This window comes from Streptomyces sp. NPDC005576 (assembly GCF_042871745.1).
Lineage (GTDB): Bacteria > Actinomycetota > Actinomycetes > Streptomycetales > Streptomycetaceae > Streptomyces.
The window spans coordinates 1-16,850 of sequence record NZ_JBIAJC010000009.1 but is presented as its reverse complement, the minus strand read 5'-3'; the positions used below and the strand labels follow the sequence as shown (position 1 = coordinate 16,850).

General features: G+C 72.1%; 16 protein-coding genes. 9 read left to right on the top strand and 7 right to left on the bottom strand.

Features of this window, described 5'->3' with window-relative positions:
- Nucleotides 1–187 precede the first annotated feature (187 nt).
- Nucleotides 188–1,123, bottom strand: coding sequence for a polysaccharide deacetylase family protein (locus tag ACFYPN_RS17250; protein WP_389299046.1), 936 nt, complete (start codon nt 1,121–1,123; stop codon nt 188–190).
- Between the two features lie 400 nt (nt 1,124–1,523).
- On the opposite strand from ACFYPN_RS17250, the gene ACFYPN_RS17245 reads away from it, so the two are divergent.
- A complete protein-coding gene (locus ACFYPN_RS17245; RefSeq protein WP_358761432.1) occupies nt 1,524–1,994 on the top strand; it encodes a TrkA C-terminal domain-containing protein in 471 nt (156 codons plus the stop codon).
- Nucleotides 1,995–1,996: 2 nt separating this feature from the next.
- Nucleotides 1,997–3,307, top strand: a complete 1,311-nt coding sequence (locus ACFYPN_RS17240) for a cation:proton antiporter (protein WP_389299043.1) — start codon at nt 1,997–1,999, stop codon at nt 3,305–3,307.
- A gap of 223 nt (nt 3,308–3,530) precedes the next feature.
- Here ACFYPN_RS17240 and ACFYPN_RS17235 read toward each other — a convergent pair whose 3' ends face one another.
- The 3 genes from ACFYPN_RS17235 to ACFYPN_RS17225 form a co-directional block, all read right to left on the bottom strand.
- Nucleotides 3,531–4,106 (bottom strand): hypothetical protein, encoded by a 576-nt coding sequence (locus ACFYPN_RS17235; protein WP_358761434.1) that lies wholly within the window; start codon nt 4,104–4,106, stop codon nt 3,531–3,533.
- Between the two features lie 279 nt (nt 4,107–4,385).
- The gene (locus tag ACFYPN_RS17230; protein WP_389299040.1) at nt 4,386–5,372 is read right to left on the bottom strand and encodes a M56 family metallopeptidase; all 987 of its coding nucleotides are present in this window, start codon (nt 5,370–5,372) and stop codon (nt 4,386–4,388) included.
- A gap of 25 nt (nt 5,373–5,397) precedes the next feature.
- On the bottom strand, nt 5,398–6,081 hold the full coding sequence (locus ACFYPN_RS17225; RefSeq protein ID WP_389299037.1) for a BlaI/MecI/CopY family transcriptional regulator: 684 nt from the start codon (nt 6,079–6,081) through the stop codon (nt 5,398–5,400).
- Nucleotides 6,082–6,352: 271 nt separating this feature from the next.
- Between ACFYPN_RS17225 and ACFYPN_RS17220 the strand changes: the two genes are divergently transcribed.
- From ACFYPN_RS17220 to lysA, 3 genes are all read left to right on the top strand, one after another.
- Nucleotides 6,353–6,808, top strand: coding sequence for a TerB family tellurite resistance protein (locus ACFYPN_RS17220; protein ID WP_358761436.1), 456 nt, complete (start codon nt 6,353–6,355; stop codon nt 6,806–6,808).
- 332 nt (nt 6,809–7,140) lie between these two features.
- A complete protein-coding gene (locus tag ACFYPN_RS17215; RefSeq protein WP_389299034.1) occupies nt 7,141–7,551 on the top strand; it encodes an SAV_915 family protein in 411 nt (136 codons plus the stop codon).
- Between the two features lie 12 nt (nt 7,552–7,563).
- Nucleotides 7,564–8,928, top strand: coding sequence for a diaminopimelate decarboxylase (gene lysA / locus ACFYPN_RS17210; protein WP_389299031.1), 1,365 nt, complete (start codon nt 7,564–7,566; stop codon nt 8,926–8,928).
- Between the two features lie 56 nt (nt 8,929–8,984).
- Here lysA and ACFYPN_RS17205 read toward each other — a convergent pair whose 3' ends face one another.
- Complete coding sequence (locus tag ACFYPN_RS17205) at nt 8,985–10,055, bottom strand: helix-turn-helix domain-containing protein (RefSeq protein WP_358761439.1); 1,071 nt, start codon at nt 10,053–10,055, stop codon at nt 8,985–8,987.
- 448 nt (nt 10,056–10,503) lie between these two features.
- On the opposite strand from ACFYPN_RS17205, the gene ACFYPN_RS17200 reads away from it, so the two are divergent.
- The 3 genes from ACFYPN_RS17200 (at nt 10,504) to ACFYPN_RS17190 (ending at nt 14,444) form a co-directional block, all read left to right on the top strand.
- The gene (locus ACFYPN_RS17200; protein ID WP_358761440.1) at nt 10,504–12,528 is read left to right on the top strand and encodes an NAD-binding protein; all 2,025 of its coding nucleotides are present in this window, start codon (nt 10,504–10,506) and stop codon (nt 12,526–12,528) included.
- A 262-nt stretch (nt 12,529–12,790) separates the two neighbouring features.
- The gene (locus tag ACFYPN_RS17195) at nt 12,791–13,618 is read left to right on the top strand and encodes an alpha/beta hydrolase (RefSeq protein ID WP_358761441.1); all 828 of its coding nucleotides are present in this window, start codon (nt 12,791–12,793) and stop codon (nt 13,616–13,618) included.
- 43 nt (nt 13,619–13,661) lie between these two features.
- A complete protein-coding gene (locus ACFYPN_RS17190) occupies nt 13,662–14,444 on the top strand; it encodes a class I SAM-dependent methyltransferase (RefSeq protein WP_389299026.1) in 783 nt (260 codons plus the stop codon).
- Between the two features lie 54 nt (nt 14,445–14,498).
- Here the strand turns inward: ACFYPN_RS17190 and trpS are convergent, their stop codons facing one another.
- On the bottom strand, nt 14,499–15,635 hold the full coding sequence (gene trpS, locus ACFYPN_RS17185) for a tryptophan--tRNA ligase (RefSeq protein ID WP_389299022.1): 1,137 nt from the start codon (nt 15,633–15,635) through the stop codon (nt 14,499–14,501).
- 315 nt (nt 15,636–15,950) lie between these two features.
- Nucleotides 15,951–16,079, bottom strand: coding sequence for a DUF6126 family protein (locus ACFYPN_RS17180; RefSeq protein WP_358761443.1), 129 nt, complete (start codon nt 16,077–16,079; stop codon nt 15,951–15,953).
- Nucleotides 16,080–16,330: 251 nt separating this feature from the next.
- On the opposite strand from ACFYPN_RS17180, the gene ACFYPN_RS17175 reads away from it, so the two are divergent.
- A partial coding sequence (locus tag ACFYPN_RS17175; RefSeq protein ID WP_389299019.1) for an LLM class flavin-dependent oxidoreductase occupies nt 16,331–16,850 on the top strand: 520 nt, incomplete at its 3' end.

Below are 16,850 nucleotides of genomic sequence, written 5' to 3'. Positions count from 1 at the left end.
AAGAACTCCCGTAGGCGGGCGGCAGCCAGCACCCCCCGGACCGGACACGAAGCTACCCAGCTCTGCCGCCCCGGAAATGCGATCTGCCGGTAATGATCGCTTGAGGCAGCAATTGATCGGACATTAGTAATTTCTGTTCCGCGCGGGCGGAAGCGAGCGGCATCCGTGGGCTCAGCACCCCATGGGCTCAGTGTCCCGGGAGACCCCCGCGATCCCTTTCCCGCCAGACCCGCCGTACCTCCGCGTAGTCGACCAACCGGATGCTCTCCTCGGCCAGCACCTGCCGCGCCTTCGACGAGACCAGGAACTCGTAGTCCGTGCGTCGCACGCGCCAGCCCTCGTCCACGGCCCGGGACTCCTGGGTGCCGAGACTCGGGTGAATCGCCCACTCGTTGAGGCCGGGAGGCAGGTCGCGCAGGAGCTGCGCGTACCGGGCCGCTCTGCCGTCGAGCGGGAGGGAGTAACTGTCCAGGAAGTCGTTCTCGCTGGCGGGCAGTTCACGCCGGCGCAGGGCTTCACGTGCGGGGGCCAGCCAGGCGCGGACGGCGAGGCCGTACTCGGCGGCGAGGGACACGGTGAGGTCGAAGATGTCGTGACGGCCACCGTCGGCGAGGCAGTGGAAGTCCAGGTGCGTGGGGACGAGTCCGACGTCCGCGACAGCGTCGATCTGGGCCCGGAACTCCCGCTCCACGTCCTCGATCCGCGCCTGGCCCAGGAGCATCTCCCGCCCCTCGGGGGTGGGCGCGAAGAGTCTGCCCGCCGGGTCCAGCAAGGACGGCACCCTCTCCCCTCCCGCCATCGGGCCCCAGGGGGTTCCGGGCATCTCGCAGACCATCGTCAGGTGCACGCCGAACGAGATCTCCGGCCGTCGACGCAGCCGCCGCATCGCGTCCGGTGCGGCCGGGCACGGGACCATCAGGCTGCACGAGCCCGCGATGCCCTGCTCGATCGCTTCCACCACCGCCTCGTTGATCGCGGAGTACATCCCGAAGTCGTCGCAGTTGACGATCAGCAGGCGCTCCCCGGGCGGGTATCCGAGCAGTTCACCCGACCGTAGGGGTGGAACCGCCGCCTCGGTGGTGCCCCGGATGCGGCTGCCGGGGGCGGCGCTCATGTCGTTCATGCCCGCAGTGTGCGGCCACCCCGACCGCCGACGGAAGCGGGGGCCCATCCGCGCACGCGCGGGGAGCGCCGGTCGGTGACGGCGGTGAAGCAGTCCGACTCGGGATTGTCCCCGCCCACGCGGGAGCACTCCTCCCGACCTGCTGGTTCATCCGGCGACAGCCGCCTTCCGGGCCACCCTCGCCGCTTCCGCCCTGTCCGACAGGGCACTCACAACCGCCCCTCCCGGGCGTCGAGACACGGTCCCCTCACAACACCCCGCCGCCACCCCTTTACACCCCGTCCCCTCCCCCGACTCCCGATCACGCGTATGGATCGCGTTAAGGTATTGAAAGGTAAAGAGATCACCAAGAGTTGACAAGGGGCGCCACACGGACCGGCGTGCCACTCGGGAGGAAGCCATGGGAACCCACCGCACCACGCTGCCCGGAGTCGGGGCTCAGTACGACTTCATCACCGAGTCGGGCCAGCACATCTCCGTCGTCGTCCACCACGACGGGCGCCGGTTCATCGGGTTCTACGAGCAGGACGACCCAGATTCGTGCCGCCTCTCCGTACCCCTGACGACGCAGGAGGCGACCGCGCTCGCCCACCTCATCGACGCCGCGCCGATCGACGCCGTACGGACCGAGGGCATCGACCTGGTGACCGAGCACATCCCGCTCGGGTCGCGTTCGCCCTACGGCGGGCGGGTGTTGGGGGACACGCAGGCGCGGACCCGTACGGGGGCGTCGATCGTGGCGGTGTTGCGGACGCACAGTGCGCATCCGTCACCGGGCCCGGACTTCCGGCTGGCCATCGGCGACACGCTCGTCGTCGTCGGTACGCGTGAGGGCGTCGACGCGCTCTCCGAGATCATTGCGGAGGGCTGATCGTGCACGACATGACCGCACTGCTGGTGGAGCTCGGCTCCGTCATTCTCGGGCTGGGCATCATCGGGCGGTTCGCCGGCCGGATAGGGCTCTCGCCCATCCCCCTCTACCTCCTGGCCGGGCTGGCGTTCGGCGAGGGAGGGCTGTTGCCACTCGGCGCCAGTGAGGAGTTCACCGCGGTCGGCGCCGAGATCGGCGTGATCCTGCTACTGCTCCTCCTCGGGCTCGAATACAGCGCCTCCGAGCTGGTCACGAGCCTGAAGACGCAGTACCCCTCGGGCCTCGTGGACTTCGTCCTCAACGCGACCCCCGGCGCCGTCGCCGCGCTGATCCTCGGCTGGGGACCCGCCGGGGCCGTCGCGCTGGCCGGGGTCACCTGGATCTCCTCGTCCGGTGTGATCGCCAAGGTGATGACGGACCTGGGGCGCCTCGGCAACCGGGAGACGCCGGTCATCCTCGGCGTCCTCGTCATCGAGGACCTGGCGATGGCGGTGTACCTGCCGCTGCTGACCGCCATGGTCGCCGGGGTCGGCCTCGCCGGAGGAAGCATCGCGCTGCTGATCGCGCTCGGGACCGTGGGGTTCGTCCTCTACCTGGCACTGCGCCACGGCCGGCTCATCAGCCGGGCCGTCTCCTCCGACAACCCGGAGATGCTGCTCCTCGTCGTCCTCGGTCTGACCGTGCTCGTCGCCGGGCTGGCCCAGGAACTCCAGGTCTCGGCTGCGGTGGGCGCGTTCCTCGTCGGCATCGCGCTCTCCGGCGAGGTCGCCGAGGGGGCGCGCAAGCTGCTGACGCCGCTGCGCGACCTCTTCGCGGCGGTCTTCTTCGTCTTCTTCGGGCTCTCGACCAACCCGGCCGACATCCCGCCGGTGCTGCTCCCCGCCGCGCTGCTCGCCGTCGTCACCATGCTGACCAAGATCTTCACCGGCTGGTACGCGGCCCGTCGCGCCGGCATCAAGTCGCGCGGCAGGTGGCGGGCGGGTGGCACGCTCGTGGCGCGCGGCGAGTTCTCCATCGTCATCGCGGGTCTGGCCGTCGCGACCGAGCCGCGCATCGGGCCCATCGCCACCGCGTACGTACTGATCCTGGTCATCCTCGGCCCGCTCACCGCCCGCTGGACGGAGCCGGCCGTCAGCCGGATCAAGGCGATGCGCGGTGCGGGTACCCGTACAGCCGGCGGCACGGGCACCGCCATCGGTACCGGTACCGGGGACAGCGGTCGGGTGCGGGAGGGCAAGGCCACCACGGCCGTCGCCGTACGGCCCACGCACGAGGACCTCACGCCCGAACACGCCGGCGAGGGCCGCGACTGACGCCCCGATACCGGGACGCTCCGACACCGGGACGCGCCACCCGCTGACGCGCTGCGGGTCGGGCCCGTAACACCACGAGGTCTCCCGTTCCTCGTCCGGGAACAGCCGATGGCTGCGGACGGAGAGCGGGAGACCTCGTGGCGCGGCGCGGGAAGTACGGTGTGGTGCCGTGCCGTGCGTGCTGTGCGGTGCGGTGCGGTGCGGTGCGGTGCGGTGCGGTGCGTCAGTGGTTGTCGACGATGCTCTTGGCGATGCCGTTCACGACGACGACCTCGGCGGCCACACCGTCTCCCTTGGTGGCGGCCTCCAGCATCTCCTCGCTGCACGGCATCGCGGCCTGGCCGTCCTCGACACCGCAGATGTCGCCGGTCCCCTCGATGTCCGTGTCCTCGGACACGAAGAACTGCTGCTCGATGCCGTCCGGTCGGACAACCGTGTACTTGCCGGGGGCGAGGAAGCGCACCTTTCCGTTCCAGGTGCCGTTGACGCCCTTGCCCTGGTCGATGCCCTCGATCACCGTCTCCGGGTCGTCCGAAGCCGAGGTACCGCCCGAGGTCGCGCTGCCACCGCTCGAACTGCTGCCACCGTCGGAAGCGGCTGCGGTGGCGGACGGTGCGTCCTGCGGCGCCGAAGCCGTCGCCGAGGGCGTGGTGTCCGCCGGGGCGCCGGTGCTCGTGTCCTTCGCGCCGGTGTCCGAAGCCGTGTCGGAGTCGCTGCCCTGACAGGCCGTGAGGAGCAGGGTGCTCGCGAAGGCGGCGGCGACGAGGACGGCGGTCTTGGTGCGGAGGGCCGAAGCCATGGTGATGCTCCCGTGGGAAGGGCGTCCGTGGAGAGACGTCTCCTCGGTCTGCCGGTGATCTGGTGGGGGACCTGCTCTGCGCGCCGGCCGGACGGCCCGGTGCGTAACCCGCTGTGTGATCACTATGAGCCATCCGGAGGGCCGTCGGCCCGGAAGTCCTGGACCCACGACACCGCTGTCATCGTTCCCGTACACAGCAACAGTTGTGTACCGCCCGCGGCGCGCCGCCTTCACCCGACCTGCGGGTTTCCCCCGTCGGTCTCCGCCGTCGGTCTCCGCCTACAACGAGTTCGCCGCGTGCAGGATGCGGACCAGCGCCACCGTGGCGTTCACCGACGACAGCGCCGACACCGTCGTGCCCACCAGCGCCGTCAGCGCCGCGAGGAGCAGGTGGGCCGAGGAAGGGGGCCAGAAGCGGGAGGCCGGGGCGGAATCGAGGAGGGCGGCGACCCGGCGCGGTACGGGCCCTGCTGCCCCGGCGAAGGCGGCCGGACCCCCGTACGGCGCTCGGGCCGAGACCAGCGCCGCCTTGCCCACGGCCCGCGCCACCGCGCGGCGGCTGCCGACCGCCCGGGCGGCCTCCTCGTCGGCCCACCGCTCGATGCTGTACGCCACCGCCGTACGCAGCGGCACCAGGAACGGGTTGGCGCGCGCGGACAGCTGCGTCAGCAGCAGGTAGCGGTGGTGGCGCCCCGCCAGGTGCGCCCGCTCGTGGGCGAACAGGGCCTGCTGCTCGACGGGTTCGAGACATCCGAGCAGGCCACTGGAGACGACGACCCGTCCCGTACCGCCCCTCGGACCACCGGGGAGGGCGTACGCGTAGGGGGTGGGGGACTCCACCACGCTCACCTCGAAACCCCGGCCCGCCGTCGACCAGGATGTCCCCGACCCACCCGACGCCCCCGGCGTGTTCAGCGCGCGGGCTGCGGCGGCCCGGGTACGTACATGGCGCACGAGCGTCGTCGCGCAAGCGGCCACCACCGCGGCCAGAACCCCGATGGCCACCAGGCCCGTCCGGTCCTCGTACGGCAGCGCGGCCCTGACCTGGGGGTCCGACCAGCCGTCCGGCAAGGGGTTGCCGGGGAGCTGGGCCGTACCGATCACCATCAGCAGGGCCAGGCAGAGGGTGCTGCAGAGCGCGAGCGTCGTACCCGCGACGGCCAGCAGCCGGGTCGCGCTGCGCGGGTGCAGATGGTGTGCGGCCAGCCGTGCGACCGGCAGCGCGGTCAGCGGCAGGACGAGTGGCAGGTAGACGAAGATGCCCATCGCTCCCTCGACGTCCCGCCGGCCGTCACCGGTTCCCCGGCGCGCGGCCGGGGTCACCGGGGATGGAGGGTTCGCCGAGATCGGACGGTTCGGCCCGCTCGGCCGACCCGGCAGGCGTGGCGGAGCCGGCCGAACCGGCGAACCCTGCGGGCACGACGGGCGCGGCGGGCCCGGCCTGCTCGGCGGACCCACTCGTCGTGTTCGCGTCCGGGGCCGCCGGATCGGCCAGGGAGAGCAGCGCGCGCAGGCGTTCCCCGTCGCCGGGGCTGAGCGCGGAGACGAAGCGGGCGAGGACAGCCTCGCGGTCCCGTTCGCCTTCGAGCACCCGGCGCATCCGCAGGGCGGCCAGACCGGCCTCGTCGGAAGCGTTCGTCCAGGTGTAGGAACGGCCCGCGCGGGCGCGGGTGACCGCGTTCTTCGCGTGGAGGCGGGAGAGGATCGTGATGACGGTCGTCAGGGCGAGGCCGCCTTCGAGGTGTTCCCGCACCCAGCCCGCCGTCACCGGGCCGCCGCCCGCCCGCACCGCGGCGAGCACCTGCGCCTCCAACTCGCCCTGCCCGCGCCTGCGCAGGCGCCCGCCGCTCTGTTCTCTCCTCGGTTCGCCACTCGGTTCGCAGCCCTGCCAGGCGTCCTGCCGGGCTCCCTGCCCGCCGCCCGAGGGCGCATCGCTGTCCGGGGCCGCCCGGGGAGCAACGTCCCCGCCCGACACGGCACCGTGTCCGGGTGGGGCGTCACGCCCCGGCGGAACGTCTTGGTGCCTTCCGGCGTTTCCCATGCGATGTCCGCCCTTCGCGCGAGCTCTCGCAGTCACGGCGGGGCGGCCCCGGGCACTGCTCAGCGATCGCCGCATCCTACTGAGCCGTCTTTCCGGGGCAAAGCCTGCCGGGGCAAAGCCTGCCGGGGCGAGCATCACGTTCTACACGTCTGTAGAGTTCGCTTCGGTTCAGGCAACGCACCACAAGGCAACGTATGGAGACGTCATGGCCCTTTGGGACCGGATCAAGGAATCCGCCTCGACGATGCAGACGCAGCTGGAGGCGAAGAAGAACGACCTGAAGAGCGGGGCGTTCCGCGATGCGAGCATGGCGATGTGCGCCCTGGTCTCCGCGGCCGACGGCTCCATCGACCCGTCGGAGCGGCAGCGTGTCGCCCAGCTGATCACGAGCAACGGCGTGCTCCAGAACTTCCCCGCGGACGACCTCCAGCGTCGCTTCAACGCGTACGTGGACAAGCTCACCGCGGACTTCGCCTTCGGCAAGGTCACCGTGCTCCAGGAGATCGCCAAGGCCAAGAAGAAGCCGGCCGAGGCGCGCGCGGTCATCCAGATCGGCATCGTCATCGGCGGCGCCGACGGCGACTTCGACAAGTCGGAGCAGGCCGTGGTCCGGGAGGCGTGCTACGCGCTCGACCTGCCGCCGCACGAGTTCGACCTCTGAGCCGAACCACTCCGGCTCACCCCGCCCACCCCCGCTCCACCCCTGACTCACCCAGCGGTACCCAGCCCCACCCCGACGCGCCCCGGCCACCACGGCTGGGGCGTTTCTCTTGGCGGCTCTCCGGCACGTTCACCGTCGCGGCCTCCCTTTCCGCGCTTCCCGGGCCGGGCGGAGAGACACCCGCATCAGGGTCGCGTCAACGTGACCCCGGTCCGGCGTCAAGCCGTCGTCAGGGCCCGGCCCACATCCGCACCGCCTCCTGCCTGCGGACTTAGCGTCGAAGGCGAACCGCCGGGTCATCTCCGAGACCCGTGCCGACGCTGGGAGGCACCATGGAAAGCGCGCTGCCGGATTCCGACCCCCTCGAACCCGTCCCGGCCGGACCCCCGCTCCTGTCCGTCCCGGCCGGGCCCTTGTTCGTACCCGTCAGGCCGGGTTCCGTCCGCTGCCCGTCGAGCGTCCGGGCCCTGTTCTTCCGTACCCCGCTCGGCGCGCGCACCGCCGTGGGGTTCACCTCGGAACAACGGCTCGTCGCCACGCTGGGTACCGGACAGCAGTGGGTACGCCTCTGCGAAACCGCCCTGCGCGCGCTCGCCGCGCCGCTCGGCGTCCCTGCCCTCACCGTCGATCCCCCGCTCTCCGCGCGGCGCGCCGCCGATCCGCACCTCTCGGTGCCCCCCACCGCCGCGCAGGCCGCGCCGGCCGCCCCCGATGCTCCCGCGCTCGTCCGTCACGGACGCTGAAGGGACCGCGCCATGACCACCACCCCGAACGCCCCCTCCGCCCCCGTCCCGTATGACCCCCCGGCCCAGCAGGCGTACCCCCAGGACGTCTGGCCCGCCTCCGCACGCCCCGGCCCGCACGGGGACATGACCGTGGGCGGGGTCTCCCTGTCCGAGGCCGCCGGACGGTTCGGCACCCCGCTGTACCTGCTCGACGAAGGCGAGGTCCGCGACCGCTGCCGGACCTACCGGGCCGCCTTCCCGCCCGAGGAGGCGGACGTGGTCTACGCGGCGAAGGCATTCCTGAGCCGGGCCGTCGTCCGGTGGATCCGGGAGGAGGGCCTCGGGCTCGACGTCTGCTCGGCCGGCGAGCTCCTCCTCGCGGTCGGCGCGGGCTTCCCCGCGGAGCGGATCGTGCTGCACGGCAACGCCAAGAGCCCGGAGGACCTGGGCACCGCCGTGCGACTCGGGGTGGGCAGGATCGTGCTCGACTCGACCTCCGAGATCGTCCGCCTCGCCGCCCTGGTCCCGCACGGGACCCGCCGGCCCGTCATGATCCGCGTCGTGCCCGGGATCTCGGCCGGTGGACACGCGGCGGTGCGTACCGGTACCGACGACCAGAAGTTCGGCCTCTCCCTCATGGACGGCTCGGCGCAGCACGCAATCGACCGTGTCCTCGGCCGGCCGGGGCTCGAACTCGTCGGCCTGCACTGTCACATCGGCTCACAGATCACCTCGATCACACCGTATGTGGCCGCCCTCCGCCGGATGGTGGGGCTCCTCGCCCGCACCCGGGACAAGCACGGGGTGGTGCTGCCCGAACTGGACATGGGCGGAGGCCACGGAATCGCCTACCGGGCGGGGGAGCCAGCGCTCGACATCCCCGCGCTCGCCTCCCGCATCCGCGCCGAACTGGCCTCCGGCTGCGCCCGGTCCATGCTGCCGGTGCCCCGGCTGACGGTCGAACCCGGCCGGGCGGTCATCGGCCCGGCCGGCATCGCCGTGTACCGGGTGCTGGCGGTCAAACGGACCGGCACCCGCACCTTCGTCGCCGTCGACGGTGGCATGAGCGACAACCCGCGACCCGCGCTGTACGGAGTGCGGTACGCGCCCCGCTTGGTCGGACGGGCCTCCACCGCGCCCGGGCTGCTGACGACCGTGGTGGGCCGGCACTGCGAGGCCGGCGACATCCTCGCCGAAGCGGTGGAACTCCCCGGGGACGTGCACCCGGGCGATCTGCTGGCCGTACCGGCGGCGGGGGCGTACCACCTGTCGATGGCCTCCGGGTACAACCTCGTCGGCAGGCCCCCGGTGGTCGCGGTGTCGGACGGTACCGCACGGCTGCTCGTACGCCGCGAATCCCTCGACGACCTCCGACGCAGGGACATCGGGGCCTGAGAGAACGGCGGGCAGGTGCCCGGCGCACCGTCGCCGCCGGGTACCACCGGGACCCCTCAGAGCTCCTTCGCCGGCCAGTCCAGCAGCCGGGCGCCGATGACGGCCGTCTGGAGCGTGTAGCGGTGCACCGGGTCGGACGGGTCGGAACCGGTCAACTCGTGGATGCGCTCCAGCCGGTACGTCAGCGCCCGGACGCTCAACGACAGGCGTCGGGCCGTCTCCGCCGCCACACACCCCGATTCGAAGTACACCGAAAGGGTCCGCAGCAGCGGTTCAGCGCCGCCCCTCGCCTTCTGGAGCGGACCCAGCCGACTGCGCACCAGGTCCGCCATGGCCTGCCGGTCGCGGGTCAGCACGGGGTAGACCAGCAGATCGGCCGCGTGCAGCACCGGATCGTCGAGCCCCATCCGCCCGGCGAGTTCGTGGGCTTCCAGAGCTTCGTCGTACGACTGGACGACGCCGCCCGGCCCGTGGTGCGGGCGGCCGACGGCGACCTGCCCACCGCCGGTCGCGGAGTGGGCCTGCTTGGCGAAGTGGAGCAGCACGTCCGGCTGAGTGCCCGGCGCGATGCAGATCAGGCGGCCGTCCTTGGTCGTCAGCAGGATCTCCCGACCGCTGAACCGGGCCAGCATCGCCGCCTCCACGCCCCGCGGCACCACGTCCGTCTCGGTGTACGCCTCCGGGCCCACGGCCACCGCGACCGCGTGCGCCCGCGACAGATGCAGCCCGAACCGGGTGGACCGCTCCGCGAGGCGGCCGAGGTCGCTGCGCCCGTAGAGCAGGTCGTCGATGAACTCACGGCGGGCCGCCTCCTCGCGGCGCACCGTCAGTCGCTGCGCCCCCTCGAAGCCCTCGGCGAAGGCGTCCACGGCCTGCTCGACGGCGAACAGCACCGCATCGGTCGCGACCGCGCCTCCCCGGACCGCGCACGGCCAGTGGGCGCGGGTCTGAGCGAGGTGGAGAGTGATCAGTTCACGCAACTGCGCCCCGGATTCCGCGGCTTCCCGGCCCAGATCGCGACGCTCCTCCAGCTCCTTGTGCGTCAACCGCCGCCCCGTCCCGGCCACCTCCTCCAGGACGCGGACGTAGTTCCCCAGCGCCTCGATGGGTATGCGCGACTCCGCCATCGACCCTTCCCCTCCCCGTGCTCGCCTGACCTATATGTAGCTCACAACCGTCCATGCCACTGCCCGGCAAGTCACTCGCTCCATGACTGCCGGAATCCGGCAGTGCGCCGGGGCCCTTCCGGCTGCCACGATCCGTACAGCACCGCACGGGGGAACGACCAGGTGCCAACGGGGGTACTGACGGGGGATTGATGGGGGGACGGCCCGCGACCGGGTCCCGCTACGGGACTCGGTAACGGGTCTCCTCTCTCCCGCCGCCCTCTCCCCGCCGCCTACGGACCGCCCGGCAGCCCAGCGGTCCGGCGGTGCGGCAGTCCGGCGGTCCGGCGGCATCCACCACGGCAGCAGCGCGCACTCCCCGCCTCCACGCACCTCCTCGGTCCACGCGAGCGACGGACGCACCGCGTCCGGATCACCGAGTCCCGCACAGACCCGACAGGAGCAAGGCATGCTGGGTTCTGTGTCCCCTCTCCCCCAGCAGCCGCAGCGTTCCCAACGCCCGCCGATATCGGGCCACATGGTCGTCTGCGGCGACGACGCACTGGCCCGACGACTCGCGGTGGAGCTCCGTTACGTCTACGGCGAACGTGTCACCCTGATCATCCCGCCCGGCCCGGACGCCGCACAGCCCGACCTCCCGATGAACCAACGGGCGCGCGCCTCCGCCCTGTTCGGCCGGATGTCCGCGGCGATGAGCCGCAACGGTGTCGGTCCCGCACCCCTGGACGGCGTGGGATCGGGCGACAGCGACACCAACGCCGGGGTGGAGCCCGTCCTCATCCTGGAGGCGGCGGAACCCTCCGACGACGCACTGGAGGACGCCGGCGTCGACCGGGCCGCCGCCCTCGCCCTCGTCTACGAGGACGACGAACGCAACATCCGGGCCGCACTCACCGCCCGACGCCTCAACCCCCGACTGCGCCTGGTGATCCGGCTCTACAACCGCAAGCTCGGCGTCCACCTGGAGACGCTGCTCGACCAGGCTGCGGCCGTCGCCTCGCCCGGACTCGACCCGGCCGCGCTGGACGCGAGCACCACGGTCCTCTCCGACGCCGACACGGTCGCCCCGGCCCTCGCCGCCACCGCGCTGACCGGCAGCAGCAAGGTCGTCGAGGCGGAGGGGCTGCTGCTGCGGGCGGTCGAACGTACCCCTCCCGGCCCCGGCGAGCGAGCCGACCCGGGACTCTGCACGCTCGCGCTCCTCTCGTCCACCACCGTCAACCCGGCAGGCGCCGAAGGCTCCGACAGCAGCGGCGACGAAGGACCGCGGCTGCTGCCCGACGAGCGGTCCGTGGCGGCGGCGACCGGGCGCGGCACCATCGTCCTGGAAACCATCAGCCGGTCGGGCCCGGACCGGCCCGCCATCCGGATGGGCGGCAGGGGCGCCCCGCTGAGCCAGGTGTTCTCGCGGCGGCTGCGCTGGTCGGCCCTGGGCGTCGCGGCAGCGGTCGTCGGCCTGGCGGTGGCCTCGGTACGGACGACCGGGGACAGTGCGCCGCACGCCGTGTACCTGACCCTGCTCGACCTCGTCGCCATGGGGGACCCGGCGGAGGCCACGGCCCCCTCCGCACGCAAGATCATCCAGCTTCTGTCCGGGGTGGCCGGGCTCCTCCTGCTGCCGCTGCTGATCGCGGCAGTGCTGGAAGCCTTCGGCACCCTGCGCACCGCCTCCTCGCTGCGCCGCCCGCCCCGCGGCCTCTCCGGGCACGTGGTCCTGCTCGGCCTGGGCAAGATCGGTACGCGAGTCCTCGTGCGGCTCCGGGAGCTCGGCATCCCCGTGGTCGTCGTCGAGGAGGACCCGAACGCCCGGGGCATCCCGCTGGCCCGCTCCCTGCACGTACCGACCGTCATCGGCGACGTCACCCAGGAGGGCGTGCTGGAAGCGGCGAAGATCGGCCGGGCCCGTGCGCTGCTCGCCCTGACCAGCATCGATACGACCAACCTCGAAGCGACCCTCTACGCCCGGTCGATCAAGCCCGACCTGCGGGTGGCGCTCCGGCTCTACGACGACGACTTCGCGACCATCGTCTACCGCACCCTGCGCACCGCCCACCCGCAGGCCACCACCCGCTCCCGGTCGGTGACCCACCTGGCCGCCCCCTCCTTCGCCGTGGCGATGATGGGCCGCCAGATCCTCGGCGCCGTCCCGGTGGAGCGGAAGGTCATGCTCTTCGCCGCCCTGGTGGTGGGCGGCCACCCGCAGCTGGAGGGCCACACCGTCGCACAGGCCTTCCGGGCCGGCGCCTGGCGGGTACTGGCCCTGGACACCACCCCGCTCGGCGAACGGGTCCCCGATCCGGCCGCACCACCCCCCTACGACACCCGAGGGAGGCAGCAGCGCACCTCCGGACTGATCTGGGATCTCCCGCCCGGGTACGTACTCCAGGCCGCGGACCGGGTGGTGATCGCCGCGACCCGGCGCGGGCTGGCCGAGCTGCTCCGCAGGCAGCGCTCGGCGGCCGGACGGCGCTGAACGAAGCCCGAACACATCTGCGGGTGCCGAAGCCGGGCCCGGAGCCAGGGAGCCCTCCGGAGGGCTCCGGGCCCGTTTCACGTGAAACATGTGCGCACCCGAACGGACGCCGGCCCACCATGCCCCGGCCCGGCTCTCCTCGCCACCCCGGCCCGTACACCTCACCCGTTCGGCCCAGGAACGCTCCCCGCCGATTTTCCCGTCATGCGGTAATGGGCCGTGTTGCCCCCGTACGGCAGGACCGCAGGAGAGGGAGAAGCACATGCCCGTCTGCACCACGCGCGACGGAGTCGAGATCTTCTACAAGGACTGGGGCCACGGTCGGCCGGTGGTCTTCATCCACGGCTGGCCGCTGAACGGCGACGCCTGGCAGGACCAGCTCAGAGCCGTCGCGGACGCCGGCTACCGCGGCATCGCCCACGACCGCCGGGGCCACGGCCGTTCCACCCCGGTGTGGGACGGCTACGACTTCGACACCTTCGCCGACGACCTCAATGACCTGATCACCCAGCTCGACCTGCGCGACGTGACCCTGGTCGCCCACTCCATGGGAGGCGGCGAGCTGGCGCGGTACATCGGCCGGTACGGCACCGGGCGGGTCAGATCCACCGTCCTGCTCTCCGCGATCACCCCTCTGATGCTCCAGGGGAAGGACAACCCCGAAGGCGTCCCGCAGAGCGTCTTCGACGACATCAAGAAGGGCATCCTGGCGGAACGCTCGCAGTTCTGGAAGGACACCGCGGTGGGGTTCCACTCCGCCGACCGCGAGGGCACCAGAGCCACCCAGGGCAACCAGGACGCCTTCTGGTTCATGGCCATGGCCGAGACCATCGAAGGCGGAGTCGCCTGCGTCGACGCCTTCGCGTCCACGGACTTTCACGAGGACCTGAAGAAGTTCGACGTCCCCACCCTCGTCGTGCACGGGGACGACGACCAGATCGTCCCGATCGACGCCACCGGCCGCAAGACGGCGAAGCTGGTGAAGGACGCCACGCTGAAGGTCTACGAGGGCGGCTCGCACGGCATCGCCCTGGTACCGGGCGACAAGGAGAAGTTCACCGGGGACCTGCTGGACTTCCTCACGAAGTGACGCGGGGCCGGCAGCCCTCTCCGTGGCGTGCCACACTGCGCCGATGTTCTCGGACGCGGACGCCGCAGCCCTGTACGACGTGCTGAACCCCTGGGACCCCGGAGCCTGGCCTGCCGACGCCTTCTACGAGGCGCTGCTCGCCGACGCGGACTCCGTCCTGGACGTGGGCTGCGGCACCGGCGCGATGCTCGTCCGGGCCCGGGAGCAAGGACACACCGGCCGGCTCGTCGGGCTCGAACCGGACCGGGCGGCCCTGGCCCGGGCCCGCCGCCGCACCGACATCGAATGGATCGAGGGCACGGCGGCGGACGCGGACCGGCAGGACGTGGGCGGGCCCGACCGGCAGGGCGAGCCGTCCGGATTCACGTTGGTGACGATGGTGAGCCACGCGTTCCAGTGTCTGGTGACCGACGAGGAACTGCGCGCCTCCCTGGACGCGATCCACTCCGCGCTGCGCCCCGGCGGGGTGTTCGCCTTCGAGACCCGCCACCCCCGCGCCCGCGCCTGGGAGAGCTGGACTCCGGACCATGCCTCCACCGTCGAGTACCCGTCCGGGCGCGGGCTCCGCGTCTGGCACGAGGTCGAGTCGGCCGAAGGTGGCGTGGTCGCCTTCACGAGCACGACCGCGAGTGCCGGCCCCGACGCCACCGTGCTCCATACGGACCGCTCGCGCCTGCGCTTCCTCGACGAGGCCGCGTTGGACGGTCTCCTCGCCCGGGCGGGCTTCCTGATCGAAGGCAGATACGGGGACTGGGACCGTACCCCGGTCACGGCGGCGAGCCGCGAGATCATCACGCTGGCCCGCCGCCCCGACCGGCCCGCCTAGGTACGCAGGTACGCAGGTACGCGGCGTGGAGGGACAGAGGCTCACAGGCTCGGGCTACCGCAGCGTCCCCATGGCTTTCCGCACCTCGTCCAGGGTGCGTTCGGCGATCTCGTTCGCGCGCGCGTTCCCCTCACGCAGCACGGACCGTACGTACCCCATGTCCCGCGCGTACTCGGCGCGCCGGGCCCGGATGGGCGCGAGCCGGGTGTTGACGGCCTCCGTCACGGTCCGCTTGAGCAGCGCCGCGCCGCCGTCGCCGATCTCCTCGGCGACCTCGTACGGGTCGCGGTCCTGGCAGAGCGCGGCGAGCAGCACGAGGTTGGAGACGGCGGGGCGGTTCTCGGGGTCGTAGGAGATGGTCCGGTCGGCGTCGGTCTTCGCGCCCTTGATCAGCCGGGCGGTCTCGTCGGCGGTGGCGCCGAGGGTGATGGCGTTGCCACGGCTCTTGCTCATCTTCCCGCCGTCCGTGCCGAGCAGGAGCGGGGCGGCGGAGAGCAGCGCCTCCGGCTGCGGGAAGACCGGCGCGTACCGCTCGCCGAAACGGCGGGCGACGGTCCGGGTGAGTTCCAGGTGCGGCAGCTGGTCCTGGCCCACCGGGACGAGGTTGCCCTTGCAGAAGAGGATGTCGGCGGCCTGGTGGACGGGGTACGTGTACATCAGGCCGCTCACCGCCGCTTGGCGGGAGTGGGCGATCTCGTCCTTGACGGTGGGATTGCGGCCCAGTTCGGCCACCGAGACCAGGCTGAGGAAGGGAAGCAGCAGCTGGTTCAGAGCGGGCACCGCACTGTGGTTGAAGATCGTCGATCGCGACGGGTCGATACCGATGGCGAGGTAGTCGAGGAGCAGTCCCTCCATCGTCTCGGCGAGCCGGTCGACCACGTCCCGGTCGGTCAGTGCCTGGTAGTCGGGGATCAGCACGAAGACCTCCACGCCCAGGTCCTGGAGCCGGACCCGGTTGTGAAGGGTGCCGAAGTAATGGCCGAGGTGGAGGGGGCCGGTCGGCCGGTCCCCGGTCATCACCCGGAAGCGGCCCGGGTCGGCGGCGAGTTCCCGCTCCAGTTCGGCGCTGCGCCGGCGCGCGGCGGCCACGGTGGACGCGGGCAGCGGGGAAGCGGCGGACGCGCCGGAGCCGGTGGCCGGGACGGGGCCGTCGGTGGGCGTGGGGGCGGCGGTCGGCGGAATCGTGGTCATGGGATCTCTCCTCGCGGGATGTGGCTGCGTGGAGGACGGCCCCGCCGGTGAAGCTGATCCATGTCCCTGCCGTACGCGCCACGGGCGCCGTACGGGAGGACGGAGAAGGGCCGTCCGTGTCGAACGGCCCTGGTTCCGTGCGGAAGGGGTGCCGCTCCTAGGAGGAGCGCCACCAGTTCCGGCACGGTACGGAGGTCATGGGGCGAGTGTACCGCGCACCTACCCGCGCGCCCCGGGACCGAAGGGCGCTGCGGCCCGGTCGTCCCCCGCCATCGACCCGTCACGGCCCCGGTGGCGTTGCGCTCGTCCGCCCGGCTACTTGTGGGCGTGGTCCCCCACGTAGAAGAGCAGGTAGACGAAGCCCGCGAAGGCGTGGGTGGCGAAGACGTACACGAAGACACGCAGCGCGACGCCGCGCTCCTTCCAGCTCTCGCTCTCGCTCACGGCTGTTTCCCTTCGTCCCGCGCTCCGGTGCGTGGCGCCCGGGTACACCGCGTCCACCGCGCCCCGGCGGCCCTCGCCCCTCGCCCTCAGCGTACGCACCGGTCCGGTGTCGGGCGGAGCTGTCGGCCGCTCCTCCGACCGCGGACCGCCCGGTGGCGGAATAGCCAGAGGGGGGTCCCCGTTGTAGGGTGGGACCAGTTAGTTCAAGCTTCAACAACATTGAAGCAGCCACAGCACAGGAGGCGGGCGTCATGCAGTTCGGGATCTTCACCGTCGGGGACGTCACCACCGATCCGACGACCGGCCGGACTCCGTCCGAGAACGAGCGGATCAAGGCGACCCTCGCGATCGCGCAGAAGGCCGAAGAGGTCGGTCTGGACGTCTTCGCGACCGGTGAGCACCACAACCCGCCGTTCGTCCCGTCGTCGCCGACGACGACGCTCGCCTACATCGCCGCCCGCACCGAGAAGCTCATCCTCTCGACCTCCACCACCCTGATCACGACGAACGACCCGGTGAAGATCGCCGAGGACTACGCCACCCTCCAGCACCTCGCGGACGGCCGCATCGACCTGATGATGGGCCGCGGCAACACCGGCCCCGTCTACCCGTGGTTCGGCAAGGACATCCGCCAGGGCATCCCGCTCGCCATCGAGAACTACGCCCTCCTCCACACACTGTGGCGCGAGGACGTCGTGGACTGGGAAGGCAAGTTCCGCACCCCCCTCCAGTCCTTCACCGCCACCCCCCGCCCCCTCGACGGCATCCCCC

What these genes read in the sequence shown, in the direction of transcription:
- trpS (WP_389299022.1), bottom strand. Translation starts at nt 15,635, where the DNA reads ATGACCACGATTCCGCCGACCGCCGCCCCCACGCCCACCGACGGCCCC.
- ACFYPN_RS17200 (WP_358761440.1), top strand. Translation starts at nt 10,504, where the DNA reads ATGCTGGGTTCTGTGTCCCCTCTCCCCCAGCAGCCGCAGCGTTCCCAA.
- ACFYPN_RS17220 (WP_358761436.1), top strand. Translation starts at nt 6,353, where the DNA reads ATGGCCCTTTGGGACCGGATCAAGGAATCCGCCTCGACGATGCAGACG.
- ACFYPN_RS17235 (WP_358761434.1), bottom strand. Translation starts at nt 4,106, where the DNA reads ATGGCTTCGGCCCTCCGCACCAAGACCGCCGTCCTCGTCGCCGCCGCC.
- ACFYPN_RS17215 (WP_389299034.1), top strand. Translation starts at nt 7,141, where the DNA reads ATGGAAAGCGCGCTGCCGGATTCCGACCCCCTCGAACCCGTCCCGGCC.
- ACFYPN_RS17205 (WP_358761439.1), bottom strand. Translation starts at nt 10,055, where the DNA reads ATGGCGGAGTCGCGCATACCCATCGAGGCGCTGGGGAACTACGTCCGC.
- ACFYPN_RS17230 (WP_389299040.1), bottom strand. Translation starts at nt 5,372, where the DNA reads ATGGGCATCTTCGTCTACCTGCCACTCGTCCTGCCGCTGACCGCGCTG.
- ACFYPN_RS17195 (WP_358761441.1), top strand. Translation starts at nt 12,791, where the DNA reads ATGCCCGTCTGCACCACGCGCGACGGAGTCGAGATCTTCTACAAGGAC.
- ACFYPN_RS17250 (WP_389299046.1), bottom strand. Translation starts at nt 1,123, where the DNA reads ATGAACGACATGAGCGCCGCCCCCGGCAGCCGCATCCGGGGCACCACC.
- ACFYPN_RS17245 (WP_358761432.1), top strand. Translation starts at nt 1,524, where the DNA reads ATGGGAACCCACCGCACCACGCTGCCCGGAGTCGGGGCTCAGTACGAC.
- ACFYPN_RS17190 (WP_389299026.1), top strand. Translation starts at nt 13,662, where the DNA reads ATGTTCTCGGACGCGGACGCCGCAGCCCTGTACGACGTGCTGAACCCC.
- lysA (WP_389299031.1), top strand. Translation starts at nt 7,564, where the DNA reads ATGACCACCACCCCGAACGCCCCCTCCGCCCCCGTCCCGTATGACCCC.